General features: G+C 48.2%; 18 protein-coding genes. 17 read left to right on the forward strand and 1 reads right to left on the reverse strand.

The window, feature by feature from the left end:
- Nucleotides 1–226 precede the first annotated feature (226 nt).
- The 3 genes from rho to DRW41_RS06400 all read left to right on the forward strand — a co-directional run bounded on the left by rho (nt 227) and on the right by DRW41_RS06400 (nt 2,721).
- Complete coding sequence (gene rho / locus DRW41_RS06390) at nt 227–1,504, forward strand: transcription termination factor Rho (RefSeq protein WP_115451146.1); 1,278 nt, start codon at nt 227–229, stop codon at nt 1,502–1,504.
- 174 nt (nt 1,505–1,678) lie between these two features.
- Nucleotides 1,679–1,882, forward strand: a complete 204-nt coding sequence (rpmE, locus tag DRW41_RS06395) for a 50S ribosomal protein L31 (protein WP_115451147.1) — start codon at nt 1,679–1,681, stop codon at nt 1,880–1,882.
- Nucleotides 1,883–2,100: 218 nt separating this feature from the next.
- Nucleotides 2,101–2,721: a thymidine kinase gene (locus DRW41_RS06400; protein ID WP_115451148.1), complete on the forward strand. Its 621-nt coding sequence runs from the start codon at nt 2,101–2,103 to the stop codon at nt 2,719–2,721.
- 121 nt (nt 2,722–2,842) lie between these two features.
- Here DRW41_RS06400 and DRW41_RS06405 read toward each other — a convergent pair whose 3' ends face one another.
- A complete protein-coding gene (locus DRW41_RS06405) occupies nt 2,843–3,817 on the reverse strand; it encodes a cation diffusion facilitator family transporter (protein WP_181884444.1) in 975 nt (324 codons plus the stop codon).
- Between the two features lie 347 nt (nt 3,818–4,164).
- Here DRW41_RS06405 and prfA point away from each other — a divergent pair, with 347 nt between their 5' ends.
- From prfA to upp, 14 genes are all read left to right on the forward strand, one after another.
- Nucleotides 4,165–5,238 carry a peptide chain release factor 1 gene (gene prfA, locus DRW41_RS06410; protein ID WP_115451150.1) on the forward strand — a complete coding sequence of 358 codons (1,074 nt, stop codon included), beginning with the start codon at nt 4,165–4,167 and terminating at the stop codon, nt 5,236–5,238.
- Entirely contained in the window at nt 5,231–6,091 is an 861-nt protein-coding gene (gene prmC, locus DRW41_RS06415; protein ID WP_115451151.1) for a peptide chain release factor N(5)-glutamine methyltransferase, read from the forward strand. Before prfA ends, prmC begins: the two co-directional genes overlap by 8 nt.
- A 13-nt stretch (nt 6,092–6,104) precedes the next feature.
- Nucleotides 6,105–6,602, forward strand: a complete 498-nt coding sequence (locus DRW41_RS06420; protein WP_115451152.1) for a GNAT family N-acetyltransferase — start codon at nt 6,105–6,107, stop codon at nt 6,600–6,602.
- Between the two features lie 80 nt (nt 6,603–6,682).
- On the forward strand, nt 6,683–7,000 hold the full coding sequence (locus tag DRW41_RS06425) for a hypothetical protein (protein ID WP_115451153.1): 318 nt from the start codon (nt 6,683–6,685) through the stop codon (nt 6,998–7,000).
- 184 nt (nt 7,001–7,184) lie between these two features.
- Entirely contained in the window at nt 7,185–8,033 is an 849-nt protein-coding gene (spoIIR, locus tag DRW41_RS06430; protein WP_115451154.1) for a stage II sporulation protein R, read from the forward strand.
- Nucleotides 8,034–8,248: 215 nt separating this feature from the next.
- The gene (locus DRW41_RS06435) at nt 8,249–8,641 is read left to right on the forward strand and encodes a con-10 family general stress protein (RefSeq protein WP_115451155.1); all 393 of its coding nucleotides are present in this window, start codon (nt 8,249–8,251) and stop codon (nt 8,639–8,641) included.
- A 129-nt stretch (nt 8,642–8,770) separates the two neighbouring features.
- On the forward strand, nt 8,771–9,214 hold the full coding sequence (locus tag DRW41_RS06440; protein WP_115451156.1) for a GNAT family N-acetyltransferase: 444 nt from the start codon (nt 8,771–8,773) through the stop codon (nt 9,212–9,214).
- Nucleotides 9,215–9,392: 178 nt separating this feature from the next.
- Nucleotides 9,393–10,448, forward strand: a complete 1,056-nt coding sequence (locus DRW41_RS06445) for an L-threonylcarbamoyladenylate synthase (RefSeq protein WP_115451625.1) — start codon at nt 9,393–9,395, stop codon at nt 10,446–10,448.
- 128 nt (nt 10,449–10,576) lie between these two features.
- Nucleotides 10,577–11,131: a manganese efflux pump MntP gene (locus tag DRW41_RS06450; protein ID WP_115451157.1), complete on the forward strand. Its 555-nt coding sequence runs from the start codon at nt 10,577–10,579 to the stop codon at nt 11,129–11,131.
- A 131-nt stretch (nt 11,132–11,262) separates the two neighbouring features.
- Nucleotides 11,263–11,718: a low molecular weight protein arginine phosphatase gene (locus tag DRW41_RS06455; protein ID WP_115451158.1), complete on the forward strand. Its 456-nt coding sequence runs from the start codon at nt 11,263–11,265 to the stop codon at nt 11,716–11,718.
- Nucleotides 11,719–11,755: 37 nt separating this feature from the next.
- Nucleotides 11,756–12,202 carry a ribose 5-phosphate isomerase B gene (gene rpiB, locus DRW41_RS06460; RefSeq protein ID WP_115451159.1) on the forward strand — a complete coding sequence of 149 codons (447 nt, stop codon included), beginning with the start codon at nt 11,756–11,758 and terminating at the stop codon, nt 12,200–12,202.
- 113 nt (nt 12,203–12,315) lie between these two features.
- A complete protein-coding gene (locus DRW41_RS06465) occupies nt 12,316–12,891 on the forward strand; it encodes a TIGR01440 family protein (RefSeq protein ID WP_115451160.1) in 576 nt (191 codons plus the stop codon).
- An 83-nt stretch (nt 12,892–12,974) separates the two neighbouring features.
- Entirely contained in the window at nt 12,975–14,216 is a 1,242-nt protein-coding gene (glyA, locus tag DRW41_RS06470) for a serine hydroxymethyltransferase (protein WP_115451161.1), read from the forward strand.
- Between the two features lie 227 nt (nt 14,217–14,443).
- The gene (gene upp / locus DRW41_RS06475) at nt 14,444–15,073 is read left to right on the forward strand and encodes a uracil phosphoribosyltransferase (protein WP_115451162.1); all 630 of its coding nucleotides are present in this window, start codon (nt 14,444–14,446) and stop codon (nt 15,071–15,073) included.
- Nucleotides 15,074–15,096: the final 23 nt, after the last annotated feature.

The raw sequence follows: 15,096 nt of genomic DNA on the forward strand, positions 1-15,096 counted from the left end.
AACGGGTAAAATAGAAATTGTTTTGCAAGCATCTGTCAATCTTCCAATTAAACTTCCAGAATCCTTCAAGAGCAATGAAATCCCTCTCTGCATGAAACATGGCAACCCAACTATTTAACTTGAATCGTTGTGCCTGCCTTTCAACCGTTTTCAAATGTAAAAAAACGAGGGCATCCCAAAGGATGCAGCAAAGAGAAGAACCAAATTTGTAAAGAGTGGTGTCCAAATGGAATTAACAATTACAAGCCTCGAAAATATGAAGCTTAAGGAACTATATGAATTGGCAAGGGAATATAAGGTTTCCTATTACAGCAAATTGACAAAAAAGGAACTCATTTTCTCCATCCTAAAGGCTCGCGCTGAACAGCAGGGCTATTTCTTCATGGAAGGCGTCCTTGAAATCATCCAATCCGAGGGATTTGGATTCCTGCGCCCAATCAACTACTCCCCGAGTTCGGAGGATATTTATATTTCGGCATCGCAGATCCGCCGCTTCGACCTTAGGAATGGAGATAAAGTGTCAGGCAAGGTAAGGCCGCCAAAAGAGAGCGAACGCTATTACGGCCTGCTCCATGTTGAGGCGGTCAATGGAGAAAATCCGGAATCCGCAAAGGAACGGGTCCACTTTCCGGCACTTACGGCCCTGTATCCCGACAGGCAAATCAAGCTTGAGACGACTCCAAAACATCTTTCAACAAGAATTATGGATTTAATCGCCCCTGTCGGCTTCGGGCAGCGCGGTCTGATTGTCGCACCGCCAAAAGCAGGGAAAACAATGCTGATAAAAGAAATTGCAAACAGTATTACGACCAATCACCCGGAAGCTGAGCTAATTGTCCTTTTGATTGACGAGAGGCCGGAGGAAGTGACCGACATTGAACGTTCCGTGGCCGGGGATGTTGTCAGTTCGACATTCGACGAAGTGCCTGAGAACCATATAAAGGTTGCTGAACTTGTCCTTGAACGCGCGATGCGCCTTGTGGAACATAAAAAGGATGTCATTATCCTCATGGATAGTATTACAAGGCTTGCAAGGGCGTACAACCTGGTCATCCCGCCGAGCGGGAGAACCCTTTCCGGAGGTATTGACCCTGCGGCCTTCCACCGTCCGAAACGGTTCTTTGGAGCGGCGCGGAATATTGAGGAGGGCGGTAGCCTCACCATCCTCGCGACAGCCCTGGTGGACACAGGCTCACGTATGGATGATGTCATTTATGAAGAATTCAAAGGGACAGGAAACATGGAACTCCATCTTGACCGAACCCTTGCTGAAAGAAGGATCTTCCCAGCCCTTGATATCCGGAGATCGGGAACCAGGAAGGAAGAGCTGCTGCTGCCAAAAGACCAGCTTGATAAGCTGTGGGCCATCAGGAAATCGATGTCAGACAGCCCTGACTTCGCGGAGCGCTTCCTGAAAAAGTTAAAACAAACAAAGTCGAACGAAGAATTCTTTGCCCAGGTTGGCGAAGAAATGAAAGCAAGCACGGCAAGAAAACAGCAGTAATAGGGAGTTCGGTTCAGCCGTAAATCCGATACGATTTTCTTGAAAATCCCATCTTGCAAAAGATGGATGGGCTTGTTATAATAATAACAGTGTTTTTTTACCACTTCGGGGCCAAAACGCACCCGGGTCTATAACTCTGTTTCGAATGATTCAGGGCGGAAGGAGATGAAAAGAATGAAGGCAGGAATTCATCCAAATTATAAAACAGTAACGGTGACTTGCGCTTGTGGCAACCAGTTTGAAACCGGATCAGTGAAAAACGAAATTCGTGTAGAAACTTGCTCCGAGTGCCATCCATTCTATACAGGACGTCAGAAGTTTGCTGAAGCTGGCGGCCGTGTTGACCGTTTCAATAAGAAATACGGCATCAAGCAATAATCGAGCAACTGTTCAAAAAACAGGCAAGAATCAACATCGCTTGCCTGTTTTTTTACTTTTTAAAACGAGAAAATCATCGAAATTTGCCAGATTCATGGTTTTATAACGGCGGTTTGGTTAACAAAGTGTAGTGGGACGCTTTTGTCGGTGAATGCTTGAAAATAGAGATTGAAATACATAATAATTAACAGGGTATGCACGGAAGGAGAGGCAGCAGTATGTACGTAATGAAACAAAGCGGCTGGGTTGAGGTCATTTGTGGCAGCATGTTTTCGGGGAAATCGGAAGAATTGATCCGGAGGGTCCGCCGCGCGCAGTTTGCCAAGCAGAAAATTGCTGTTTTCAAGCCGAAAATTGATAACAGGTACAGTGAGGAATCCGTTGTTTCGCACAATGGAAATTCCTTTATTGCCTTGCCTATCTCACATTCCACTGAAATTTTTGACCATATCGACGTCGAAGTCGATGTGATAGCGATAGATGAAGTCCAGTTTTTTGATAATGAGGTTGTCAATGTCATCCAGCATCTTGCCAACAGCGGCTTCAGGGTCATTGCCGCCGGGCTTGACCAGGATTTTCGCGGAGAGCCTTTTGGTAAAATGCCCGAACTTATGGCGGTTGCGGAGCTGGTTACAAAATTGCAGGCGGTTTGCGCTGTTTGCGGTTCACCCGCAAGCAGGACACAGCGCTTGATTGACGGCCGTCCGGCATCCTATGATGATCCGATTATCCTTGTAGGCGCGTCCGAAGCATATGAGCCGCGCTGCAGGCACCACCATGAGGTTCCAAACTCTGCGGCAGAGGCTGAACCGGCCATCCAAAACACAAGGGCATTATAATGAAAAGAGGCTGTCCAATTTTTGTGGACGAGCCTCTTTTTTTTGCCAAAGCTTTTTATTGTGACTGATGCCTGCTGGCTTGGAGATTGGAGACACGGACTAGCAAAGTTCTTCGGAAGGGTTATTCTTCCGGGGTCGGCTTCCAATCCGTAATTCCGTCGGTTTCCAATATCCCTAATGTCACATCGCTAATATCCGGGTCGGCGAGGAGCCTGTCCCGAATCCTGAATTTAATGTCGTCGGCGACAGCAAGGCTTAAGCCCCTTTTCAATTCAATATATCCTTCAACGTGGTATTGGCGCCCTTCCTGGATGATCCGCATCTTATTAATATCGTCGACGGAGGGATCGGAAAAAATCGTATCCGCAATCCTGTCCTCGATAACTTTTGGCGCCGCTACTCCAATAAGGCCTATCGTATTTTCATAGCCAATTTTAATCGCGATGCCAAATAGCATAAACCCAATTAGGAGCGTCCCAACTCCATCCAGGAAGTAAAGCCCTGTGAATTTTGCGAGGACAATTGCGAGCAAAGCAAGCGCGGCTCCCGAGGTCGCGATGATATCTTCGTAAAAAACGAGCCTAGTGGGAGGGGCGGCAAGTTTAACATTTTTGAACGCTGCCGGTATCATCGCCAATCCTTTCGCATCACTTCGCGTTTCATGTGCAATTTCTTTAATTGCCTTAACGAGTACGGCTCCGTCAAGCCCGACCGCCGCCAAGAGAATAAGGACATTCAGCAAGACTCTGTCAGGTTCCTTGGGGTGCTGGATCAGTTCCCAGCCTTTGAGCACCGTTTCATAGGACATGATCGAAATGACAATGACCGCTATCAGTACGAACAAGTTGACGACCCGCCCGAATCCGGTTGGGAACCTTTTGGTCGGTGCTTTCTCCGCCAAGGCGCTCCCAATAAACACAAATGCCTGGTTTGTCGCATCCGCGATAGAGTGCAGTGTTGTTGCAAACATAGTACCGCTCCCGCTTATAAAAGCCGCAATTCCTTTTATAACAGCAAGCAACGTATTTGAAAGTGCGGCAATCCCGGAGGATTTGTTCCCTTTTTTCAAAAGTGCTACAAAGGTCACCAGACTCATCCTTTCCAGTTTGGTTTGTTAAAAAATACCCGTCCCATCAGAATTTAACCCTCCTTAAAGAAAAAAGGAAAGAATTGGGCCGGACTCATCCGGCTCCGGATGCATTGAAAGCAAATCGAAGACAGGGCCTATTAAATAGCGGCTTTGACGGAGATTTCCTCCTATATTATAATAAGGTGATACTCCAAACGGGGAGGAAGGTATCCATCCCCAATGAGGCATGCCGAACCAATCGGACCTTTACCAGTGGAATCCACTTCCGCTTACTATGGAAAGGCTAAAGGCGGCTGCTGCCGCCCGTTCGAGTGGAATTAAAAGTTTTGATCTAATAACTGAGGTGAATGGTTGTGTTTGATCGTCTCCAGGCTGTTGAGGACCGCTATGAAAAGCTGAATGAGCTTTTGAGCGATCCAGCCATTATAAATGATTCAAAAAAGCTCCGCGAATATTCAAAGGAGCAGTCGGATATACAGGAAACTGTCGCGGTTTACCGAGAATACAAGGAAACGAAAGAGCAGCTGCAGGATGCCAAAGCCATGCTTGATGAAAAGCTGGATGCGGAAATGCGCGAAATGGTGAAAGAGGAAGTGAACGAGCTTTCCTCCCGGATAGAGGAACTTGAGGAAAAGCTGAAAGTCCTGCTTATTCCGAAAGACCCGAACGATGACAAGAATGTTATCTTTGAAATCCGCGGGGCCGCGGGCGGGGATGAAGCCGCGCTCTTTGCCGGTGACTTGTACCGCATGTACAGCCGTTATGCCGAGTCACAGGGCTGGAAGACTGAATTGATGGACGCAAGCCCGACCGGACTGGGCGGTTTCAAGGAAATCATCTTCATGATTAATGGGACTGGCGCATATTCCAAACTGAAGTTTGAAAATGGCGCCCACCGTGTCCAGCGCGTACCGGAAACGGAATCAGGCGGGAGGATCCATACTTCAACCGCGACTGTCGCGTGCCTTCCTGAAGCGGAGGAAGTCGAAGTTGAAATCCATGACAAAGATATACGTTTCGATACGTTCGCATCAAGCGGAGCTGGCGGACAATCCGTTAACACGACGATGTCAGCTGTCCGCCTTACCCATATTCCCACGGGGATAACTGTTTCGATGCAGGATGAAAAGTCGCAGCACAAAAACCGCGACAAGGCGATGAAAATTCTCCGGGCCCGCGTATACGACAAGTTTCAGCAGGAAGCGCAGGCAGAGTATGACCAGGTGCGTAAATCCGCGGTTGGGACCGGCGACCGTTCTGAGCGCATCCGCACTTACAATTTCCCGCAAAATCGTGTCACTGACCACCGTATCGGCCTCACCATCCAGAAACTTGACCAGATTCTTGAAGGCAAGCTTGGTGAAATTATCGATGCATTGATTATGGAAGACCAGTCGGCAAAGCTGGAACGGGCTTCCGATGAGTAAGAAGGTATATGAAGCCCTCAACTGGGCTTCTTCTTTTTTAAAAGAAGCAGGCCGCGAGGAATTCGCCGGGGAAGTATTGTTAAGGCACGTCCTTGGAGCCGATCGGACAAAGCTGTTCGCGGTTTTGAGGGATGAAATTGATTCAGGCTCTCTTAAACAGTTCGAGGAAGCGGTCCGGGAGCATGCCGCCGGAAAACCGGTCCAGTATATAATTGGACAGGAAGAGTTTTATGGAAGGCCTTTTTTGGTGAACGAAGAAGTCCTTATCCCACGGCCTGAAACCGAAGAGCTTGTCGAAGGCGCGCTTAAAAGGATTAGGGCAATGTTCGGGAATCCCAAGGGGTTGAAACTCGCTGATATCGGGACAGGAAGCGGGGCTATCGCAATTTCGATGAAGCTTGAGGAGCCTGGGCTTTCCGTGGCAGCGACGGATATCGCGGAAGGATCTCTTTCGGTAGCGGGTGAGAATGCCCGCCGCCTTGGCGCGGATGTGGCATTCATCAAAGGCGACCTTTTGGAACCATTTATTAAAGCCGGGGTCCGTTTCGATATTGTCTTATCAAACCCTCCCTATATTCCGGAGGGGGACATGGCATGGATGTCGGATATTGTGACGGACCATGAGCCGCACAGGGCATTATTCGCAGGTAGTGACGGACTTGATTTTTATAGAAGATTTATGGAGGAATTGCCTGCTGTCCTTAACAGCCGTGCGCTTGTCGGATTCGAAATAGGCGCGGGCCAGGGGGAGGCTGTTGCTTCTTTATGCAAAAAAACCTTTCAATCCGCAAATGTAGAAATCATCAATGATATAAACGGGAAAGACCGGATGGTATTCATCGAGCGAATGTAGAGGGGGAAGCCACATGGAAATCAGGAGAGCCGCGGCTGGGGACGGGGCCAGGCTTGCGGCGTTGATTAAGCATGTTGAAGCGACATCGGAGTTCATGATGTACGGTCCAGGGGAAAGGGTTCTAACAGCGGTTCAGCAGGAAGGCATGATTGCAAGGCTGGCTGAGGAATCCAATACTGCCCTGTTTGTTGCCGAAAAGGACGGGGAGTTGATTGGCTACCTTTTCGCAATTGGCGGAGGAGCCCCGCGTAAGAGGCATTGCGCCTATATTGTCGCGGGGATAGCGGAAGCGCACCGGGGCAGCGGAACTGGGACGAGGCTCTTTGGGGAACTTCTGGCGTGGGCATCCCAAGCGGGAATCCATCGGCTTGAGCTTACGGTGATGGCGCACAATGAAGCTGCCATAGGACTTTACAAGAAAATGGGATTTCAAATTGAGGGGACAAAGCATCATTCCCTATTTATCAATAGTTCTTACATTGATGAGTATTATATGTATAAACTGATATGAAATTTTTGCAAATGTGTTTAATGGTGCCGAATGTAGGGTAAATAGACAAGTCGGCATTTTTACTCACAGGGGGAGACAAAATGGATAATGCCATAGTCGGCATCTTTGATACTATCCAAAGACTGGAGGAAGCCATAGCAGAACTTAAAAAAAATGGCTGCAGGTCCGAGGATATGACGCTTGTTATAAGAGAGGAAACAAATGTTGAGGGAGAAATAGACATTCCGGTTATCCAGGTAACGGATGGGGAATTGCTTTGGGATATCATACAGGAGTATGTCCTCCACGAAGAGGCTGACGCAGTCATGCTAGCACAGATGAAATCGACGGTCCTGAATGATGGAAAGTATGTTCTTTTAATGGAAAAGAGCCGCGGCCATGTGATGATGCCGGTATAAAAATGAATAGAATAGTTTAACCCGGCCGCTGCCGGGTTTTTATATTGACGTGAATTCCTGCTCTTAGGCGTCGCGGGAATAATTTTAACTTTTCCATGCCGAATGATTTTTTATGAAAAAATTCTCCCAGTTTATGATTCTTCCATTTTGGACAGACTGTTGATAGTGAAGGACGGTGGGGGAAATGAATCATAAACTAATCGTTTGGCTGTATTTGGCAGCCTTATCAATTGGAACAATCGTGAATCTATATGCGCCGCAAATCGAGGCGGCGGGCAAAGAGGAAATCGTCATTCCTGGTGAGGCAATCCGTTTAAGGATCCTCGCAAACAGCGACAGGGAGGCTGACCAGGAGCTAAAACGCAAGGTGCGCGATGAGGTCAATGCGAAAATAACGGAATGGGTTGGCGATTTGACGAGCCTGGACGAAGCGAGGGAGGCCATCAAGGGCCATCTTCCGGAAATTGAAGCGATCGCTAAAAAAATTATAGATGAAAACGGTTCAGACCAAAATGCCAGTGTTGAATTCGGCATTGTAAACTTTCCGACAAAGCTTTACGGTCAATTCCTTTATCCCGCGGGGGAGTATGAAGCAATCCTCATTACATTGGGGGAAGGGAAGGGTGCGAATTGGTGGTGCGTATTGTATCCTCCACTTTGTTTCCTTGATTTCTCAAGCGGGACAGCCGTAAGGTCCCCCGGGTTTGAGGATGGGCGGTCCGAAGCAGGCATTAAAGAAAAAGTGGAAACCAGCGGAACCGGGTATCCTGATAATGTGAAAGAGACAGGTGGAAAAGAAGCTGTAATGTCATCAAAAACCATCGGTGAATATTCAACTGAAAAAGTTTTGCCAAAAGAAAACAACAGCTTGCGGAATGAGCAGACAGCTCAAAAGGATGAGCTTCCCGTGACTAATGTTACAGTTGAAGATAATCGAAATCAATATACTAAAAAAGTCTATGTTTCCGAGGATGAACAACCGGTGCAAGTAAAGTTTTTTGTAGTTGAATTATGGGAGAAGCTAATGAATTAAAGCCTGCACGCAGGCTTTTTTTTTATGAAAAAATCGAAGATTTGAAAGTTAAACAGAAAAGTTATGAAAATAAAATGCCAGTCGAACCTTATTCTTCCTAGTATATTTCCTTGAAATTACAAGTGGATAACAATCGCTAGTAAAGCGTTTTTTAAATCGAGAAGCGGATAAAGAAGGGGTGTGCAACACAAAATCTTCGAAGGAGTGATCTTACGATGGCTAACAATAATAACAACGGAAAGATGTCTCGAGAAGAAGCAGGTCGCATGGGTGGGGAAGCTACAAGCAGGAAACACGACAAGGATTTCTATCAGGAAATCGGCCGTAAAGGCGGGGAAGCAACAGCTGGATCCCATGACAAGGATTTCTACCAGGAAATCGGCCGTAAAGGCGGGGAATCGACAGCCGAATCCCATGACAAGGATTTTTATCAGGAAATCGGCAAAAAGGGCGGCGAAGCGACAGCTGAGTCCCACGGAAAAGAATTCTATCAGGAAATTGGCCGTAAAGGCGGCGAAGCTACCAGCGATAATCATGACCGCGGATTTTATGAAGAAATTGGCGAAAAGGGTGGAAAGGCCCGCTGGGATAAGGACAATAACAACTAATAAATAGAAGCGCTTGATCCAAAAGGTGCCCACATGGTTGGGCGCCTTTTGCCATTTTGGAATGATGGTTCTATTCTTTTTTCCTCCTACATAATCATAGAGTAGATTACTAGAACAGGAGTGGGAGAGATGGAATTGTCATTGAAGAGCGGCGCCAGGGAGGACGTGGAAAGAATTGTTGGTTTTCTGGAGAAGGCAGGCTTGGGTACGGCGGGCATTGATGAGGAAACGATGGAGCATTTCCTCATAGCGGAGGATGAAGGTGAAATCAAGGCATGCCTAGGCATCGAGCTATTCGGTGATTCCGGGCTGCTTCGGTCGCTCGCGCTATCCGAAGGCCTTGGTGGCCATAAATTATTTATGCTTTTTGAGCAAATGCTTGTTTTTGCTAAAAAGAGGGGGCTAAAAGCAGTCTATTTGGCCACTAATAAAAGGACAGCTATACCGTTCTTTGAAATGGTAGGTTTCGGGATGATTGTCAAGAGTGAACTTCCAGAAGAGTTTTTCCGTTCGTCGCATGTCATGGATATACTAAATGTGGAAAACTCAGTTTTTTTGAAATTTACAATCTAAATTGTGGATATATCCACAAAGTTATCCACTATTCCAATGGTATTATCCACAAAATGTGGATAATACCTTGTGTTTGCCAATCTCTTCTTTTATACTTTCAAGGATAAAGATACCGAATAATGCCTAACTGTCTCGCATTTTAAGACGGTGGTGCTGAATGGATAAAGGTGAAGAAACGATGGAAACGAAACGATGGAAAGTGGATAACGCTGTGGAAAAGTTAAAAAATAATCCACAAATCAAAATCGCCGCCCAACTTCTATCCGAAAATCAGGTCGTCGCATTTCCCACAGAAACTGTATATGGGCTTGGAGGAAATGCGGAAAGTGATGAAGCGGTTGCGAAAATATTTATGGCTAAAGGAAGGCCATCCGATAATCCTCTCATTATCCATATTGCGGAAAAAAGCCAGATGGCAAGCTTTGTAGCAGAGGTTCCCGGGATTGCGGAAAAGCTGATGGACTCGTTTTGGCCAGGGCCACTTACACTTATATTGAAAAAGAAAGAAGGCGCATTGTCGGAGAAAGCAACCGCGGGGCTTGAAACGATTGGGGTCAGAATGCCGGACCATCCTGTAGCGCTAGCGATCCTTAAAGAGTGCGGCCTTCCAATAGCGGCGCCGAGCGCAAACAGTTCGGGGAAACCAAGCCCGACAACAGCGGCCCATGTGGCGGAGGATTTGAGTGGGAAGATCGCCGGAATTGTCGATGGCGGACCAACAGGGGTTGGGGTAGAGTCAACCGTACTGGATTGTACAAGCATTGTTCCTACCATCCTGCGCCCGGGGGGGATTACAAGAGAGCGGCTTGAAGCGGTAATCGGCCGTGTCGAGGTAGATCCTGCCCTTGTTGGCGGGGAATCCAAACCGAAAGCGCCAGGCATGAAGTACCGGCATTATGCGCCAGAGGCTCCGCTATACCTGGTTGACGGTTCCCGTGAATACGTGCAGAGGCTGGCCGCAAAACAAATGGAAGAAGGAAAGCGGGCTGGCATTTTAGCGACCGAAGAAAGTGCTGGCTTCTACGACGCGGACGTGGTTCTTGCATGCGGAAGGCGGGACCGCCTCGAGACGGTTGCCGCATCGCTTTATGACACTCTGCGTATGTTCAATGAATCCAAAATTGATGTTATTTTTAGTGAAATGTTCCCTGAAAAAGGGGTTGGCCATGCGATAATGAACCGTTTAATGAAGGCGGCCGGGAACAAAGTGATGATTGAATCCAATAAGCGGTAGTGGACGGGCGGATTTAAATGGTATTGCCTGAGCCCCCTGAACAGGCAATACCAAATCGGTTAATCAATTCTTCTAAACATTCCTGGACGTGCATATGATGAACTAGCATGTCCGGGGAGCTGGTCACGATGTCGATGCTAGTAGGAGAGTTGGCAACACTTTTGCTTATGGCGTTCGCGCTTGGGATGGATGCATTTTCGGTAGGCCTTGGAATGGGGATGTACAGGCTCAGACTAAGGCAGATTTTTAAAATCGGCATCACCATCGGCATTTTTCACGTTTGGATGCCGTTGGTAGGGATGATTGCCGGCAGGTTCCTGTCCGAACAGTTCGGGACGTTCGCATCCCTGATTGGCGGCCTGCTTCTTGTGCTACTGGGAATCCAGATGATTTGGACGGGCTTGAAAAAGGACCAGGAAAGTGTGATTACGCCGATGGGGTTCGGGCTTTTATTTTTTGCCTTGAGTGTCAGCCTGGATAGTTTTTCGGTTGGTCTGACACTCGGGATTTACGGAGCGAGGACAATGGCCGCAATCTTTTGTTTCGGTATTGCCGCAACCATTTTAACTTGGGCCGGGCTCCTTGCGGGCAGAAAAGTCCAGGGCTGGCTAGGGTCATATAGCGAATCGCTTGGCGGCGTGATTTTGCTGGCATTCGGCCTGAAATTGCTGCTGCCAATATAAAGAAGCGTAGGACGGCTCTGTAATAGGGCCGTTTTTTATTGCCCAATTTACATATGTACGGTGCGTTGAAATGCCTCATTGGAAAATGGGGCAAACGGGCTATATAATGAAACAAGAAAGGAGGCGCGGACATGCATCGAGTTTTGTTCGTTTGTACCGGCAATACATGCAGGAGCCCGATGGCGGAAGCCATTTTACGAAGCAAAAAGCTTTCCGGGGTCGAGGTAAGGTCTGCCGGCGTTTTCGCCGCCAACGGGGCAGCCGCATCCCTGAACTCCATTCTGGTGATGGATGAGAACAAGATTGGCCATTCCCATCAATCAAGGCTTCTTGAAAAGGAGGACATTGACTGGGCAACCGTCATCCTTGCAATGACTATGACCCATAAACAGGCGATTACAGGACGTTTTCCGGAGGCATTGGGTAAAACCTACACGCTAAAGGAATTTGCCGGGGAAAAAGGCTATCCGGACGTCGGCGACCCTTTCGGCGGTGATATCCATGTTTACCGGGACACCTTCTCGGAACTTCAAGGGCTTATTGAAAAAGCATCCAAAAAGCTCATGGAGCAGGAATATAGGGAATAATAAAACTATAGTTTTTTTATTTTAGGAGGAACTTAACATGAAAGTCGCACTCGCATCAGACCACGGCGGAATCAACATCCGCAAGGAAATAGCAGGACTTCTTGACGAAATGGGCATTGAATATGAGGATTTCGGCTGTGATTGCAGCACGTCCGTCGATTACCCTGATTATGCTTTGCCAGCGGCCGAAAAAGTGGCGTCAGGCCAGTTTGACAGAGGCATCCTAATTTGCGGAACCGGCATTGGCATGAGCATTGCCGCGAATAAAGTGAAGGGAATCCGCTGCGCTTTAGTCCACGACACCTTCAGTGCCAGGGCCACCCGTGAACATAATGACTCGAATATGCTTGCTATGGGAGAGCGCGTCATCGGGCCTGGCCTTGCGCGGGATATTGCGGAAATCTGGCTTTCGACAGAGTTTACCGGCGGACGCCATTCAGGCAGGATTAACAAGATAACGGAATATGAAGGAAAACACCTGTAATATTTATCGAATTTAAGGAACATTTACTTACGGATTGAGGAATGGCGCCCTGCGGCTGTTTTGGGGACGGTCCAGGGCCTTCTTTAATCCTGAATACCCGGGGAGGGATAGCAATGCCGAATGAAATAGAAATTTGGGAAAAGGAATTTAGCGAGATTCTTGGTGGCTTTGCGGAAAAAGTAGAGTTGAAACCGGGGAGCTTGTTTGTTGTCGGCTGCAGCACAAGCGAGGTAGCCGGGAAGCATATAGGGACCGCGGGAACAATGGATGTCGCTGAAATGCTTTATCGCGAACTGGAAATGTTTCGCGAGCGGACAGGCGCCGATCTTGCGTTCCAATGTTGTGAACATTTGAACAGGGCAGTGGTCATGAGCAGAAGCGCGGCTGAAAAACGGGGCTTGGAGGAAGTATCCGTTGTTCCTGTCAGGACTGCTGGCGGGGCGATGGCAACGTACGCTTTTGAAAAAATCACCAATGCGGTTGTCGTGGAATCAGTCAAAGCGGATGCCGGAATCGATATCGGCGACACGCTTATTGGCATGCATTTGAAAGCGGTTGCTGTTCCTGTCAGGGTCGGCCGCCGGACAGTAGGGCATGCGAATGTCGTACTTGCGAAGACGAGGCCAAAGCTAATAGGCGGGCCGCGGGCCGTTTACGAGCGAACTCCCGGAAATCTTTCCTGTACGTGAGTATCTTTTTCGTCAGGAAACTGCTAAAATAGTATCGAATTTTCAAAATAAATAGAAACGCGACTTCTAAGGGGGATTAATTAATGGAGCACTTGGCAAAGCGGGACCCGCAGGTATTTGAGTCGATTCAGCAGGAATTGCAAAGGCAGCGTACGAAAATTGAGTTGATCGCTTCAGAGAATTTTGTCAGTGAGGCTGTCATGGAAGCCCAGGGGTCAGTTCTGACCAATAAATATGCCGAGGGATATCCACACCGGCGCTATTACGGCGGCTGTGAATACGTGGATGTGGTGGAGGACCTTGCCCGCGACCGCGCCAAGGAAATATTCGGAGCCGAGCATGCCAATGTACAGCCCCATTCCGGAGCGCAGGCGAACATGGCGGTGTATTTCACCATCCTTGAGCCAGGAGATACCGTCCTCGGGATGAATCTTTCGCATGGCGGGCATTTGACGCACGGCAGCCCTGTTAATTTCAGCGGCGTCCAATATAATTTCGTCGAGTATGGAGTCGATGAAGGATCACATCGAATCAATTACGAAGATGTCCGTGCGAAAGTGCTGGAACATAAACCGAAACTGATTGTGGCTGGCGCGAGCGCGTACCCAAGGGAAATCGATTTTAAGAAGTTCCGTGAAATAGCCGATGAGGCGGGCGCTTATCTGATGGTTGATATGGCCCATATTGCCGGACTTGTTGCGGCAGGGCTGCATATGAGCCCAGTGCCTTACGCTGATTTTGTCACTTCCACAACGCATAAGACGCTGCGCGGACCGCGCGGCGGATTAATCCTTTGCCGTGAGGAGTTCGCGAAGAAAATAGATAAATCCGTATTCCCTGGCATCCAGGGTGGCCCGCTCATGCATGTCATCGCGGCAAAAGCTGTCGCATTCGGTGAAATTCTAAACAACGGCTTCAAGGAATATGCGGGAAAAATCGTTTCCAATGCGAAAGTCCTAGCCAAAGCCCTTCAGGATGAGGGAATCACTCTTGTTTCCGGCGGGACGGACAACCATTTACTTTTAGTTGATTTGCGTAACCTGGGATTGACCGGCAAGGTTGGGGAGAAGGTACTTGACGAAATCGGCATCACCGTCAACAAAAACACTATCCCATTCGATCCAGAAAGCCCCTTTGTAACAAGCGGCATCCGGATTGGGACTGCTGCCGTCACAACACGCGGTTTCGGCGATGCTGAGATGAAGGAAATCGCCTCGATCATGGCGTTTACTTTAAGGAACCACGATGATGAATTGAAGCTTGCTGAAGCGCGTGAACGCGTCGAAACGCTGACTGCCAAGTTCACTCTATATCCTGACTATTAATAGGAGGGAACATCAAGGAGGACTCGCCTCCAGATGCTTCCTTTGCCGGTCCGTGATTTTCGGACCGGTTTTTTTCTGTCCTTGGAAGGGTATAAGTGTCGGGAACTGCCAGGAGAGGAAAATGGCGAGAATGCATATTCTTTGTTGCTCCGCCATAATTTTTTCTGTAAAATTAGACGAAGTGTGCAACCTATATCAGAGGATACTACAAAGAAGGGGCGATTATATTGGCAAAAGTATATGTATTTGACCACCCGTTAATCCAGCATAAACTTACCTACATACGTGACAAGAATACCGGAACAAAGGAGTTCCGCGAGCTTGTCGATGAGGTCGCTACGCTCATGGCATTTGAAATCACCAGGGATATGCCGCTTGAGGATATTGAAATTGAAACACCTGTGAGCCTTACGAAATCGAAAGTCCTTTCCGGCAAGAAGATGGGTGTAATCCCAATCCTTCGCGCTGGAATCGGAATGGTTGATGGAATTCTGAAGCTAATTCCAGCCGCAAAGGTTGGCCATATCGGTTTATACCGCGACCCTGAAACCTTGCTTCCGGTTGAATATTACGTAAAGCTGCCGAGCGACGTCGAAGAGCGTGATTTCATCGTCGTTGACCCGATGCTTGCAACGGGCGGATCGGCAATTGAAGCAATCAACTCCCTCAAGAAGCGGGGAGCGAAACATGTGAAATTCATGTGCCTGATTGCCGCCCCAGAAGGTGTGGAGGCTGTCAAGAACGCTCATCCGGACGTTGATATTTACATCGCCGCGCTTGATGAAAAGCTGAACGATCATGGCTACATCGTCCCTGGCCTGGGCGATGCCGGTGATAGGCTTTTTGGAACGAAATAACTAATTGAAAAAACCGAACGGAG

The organism is Neobacillus piezotolerans (assembly GCF_003362805.1).
GTDB classification, from domain to species: Bacteria; Bacillota; Bacilli; order Bacillales; family Cytobacillaceae; genus Bacillus_D; species Bacillus_D piezotolerans.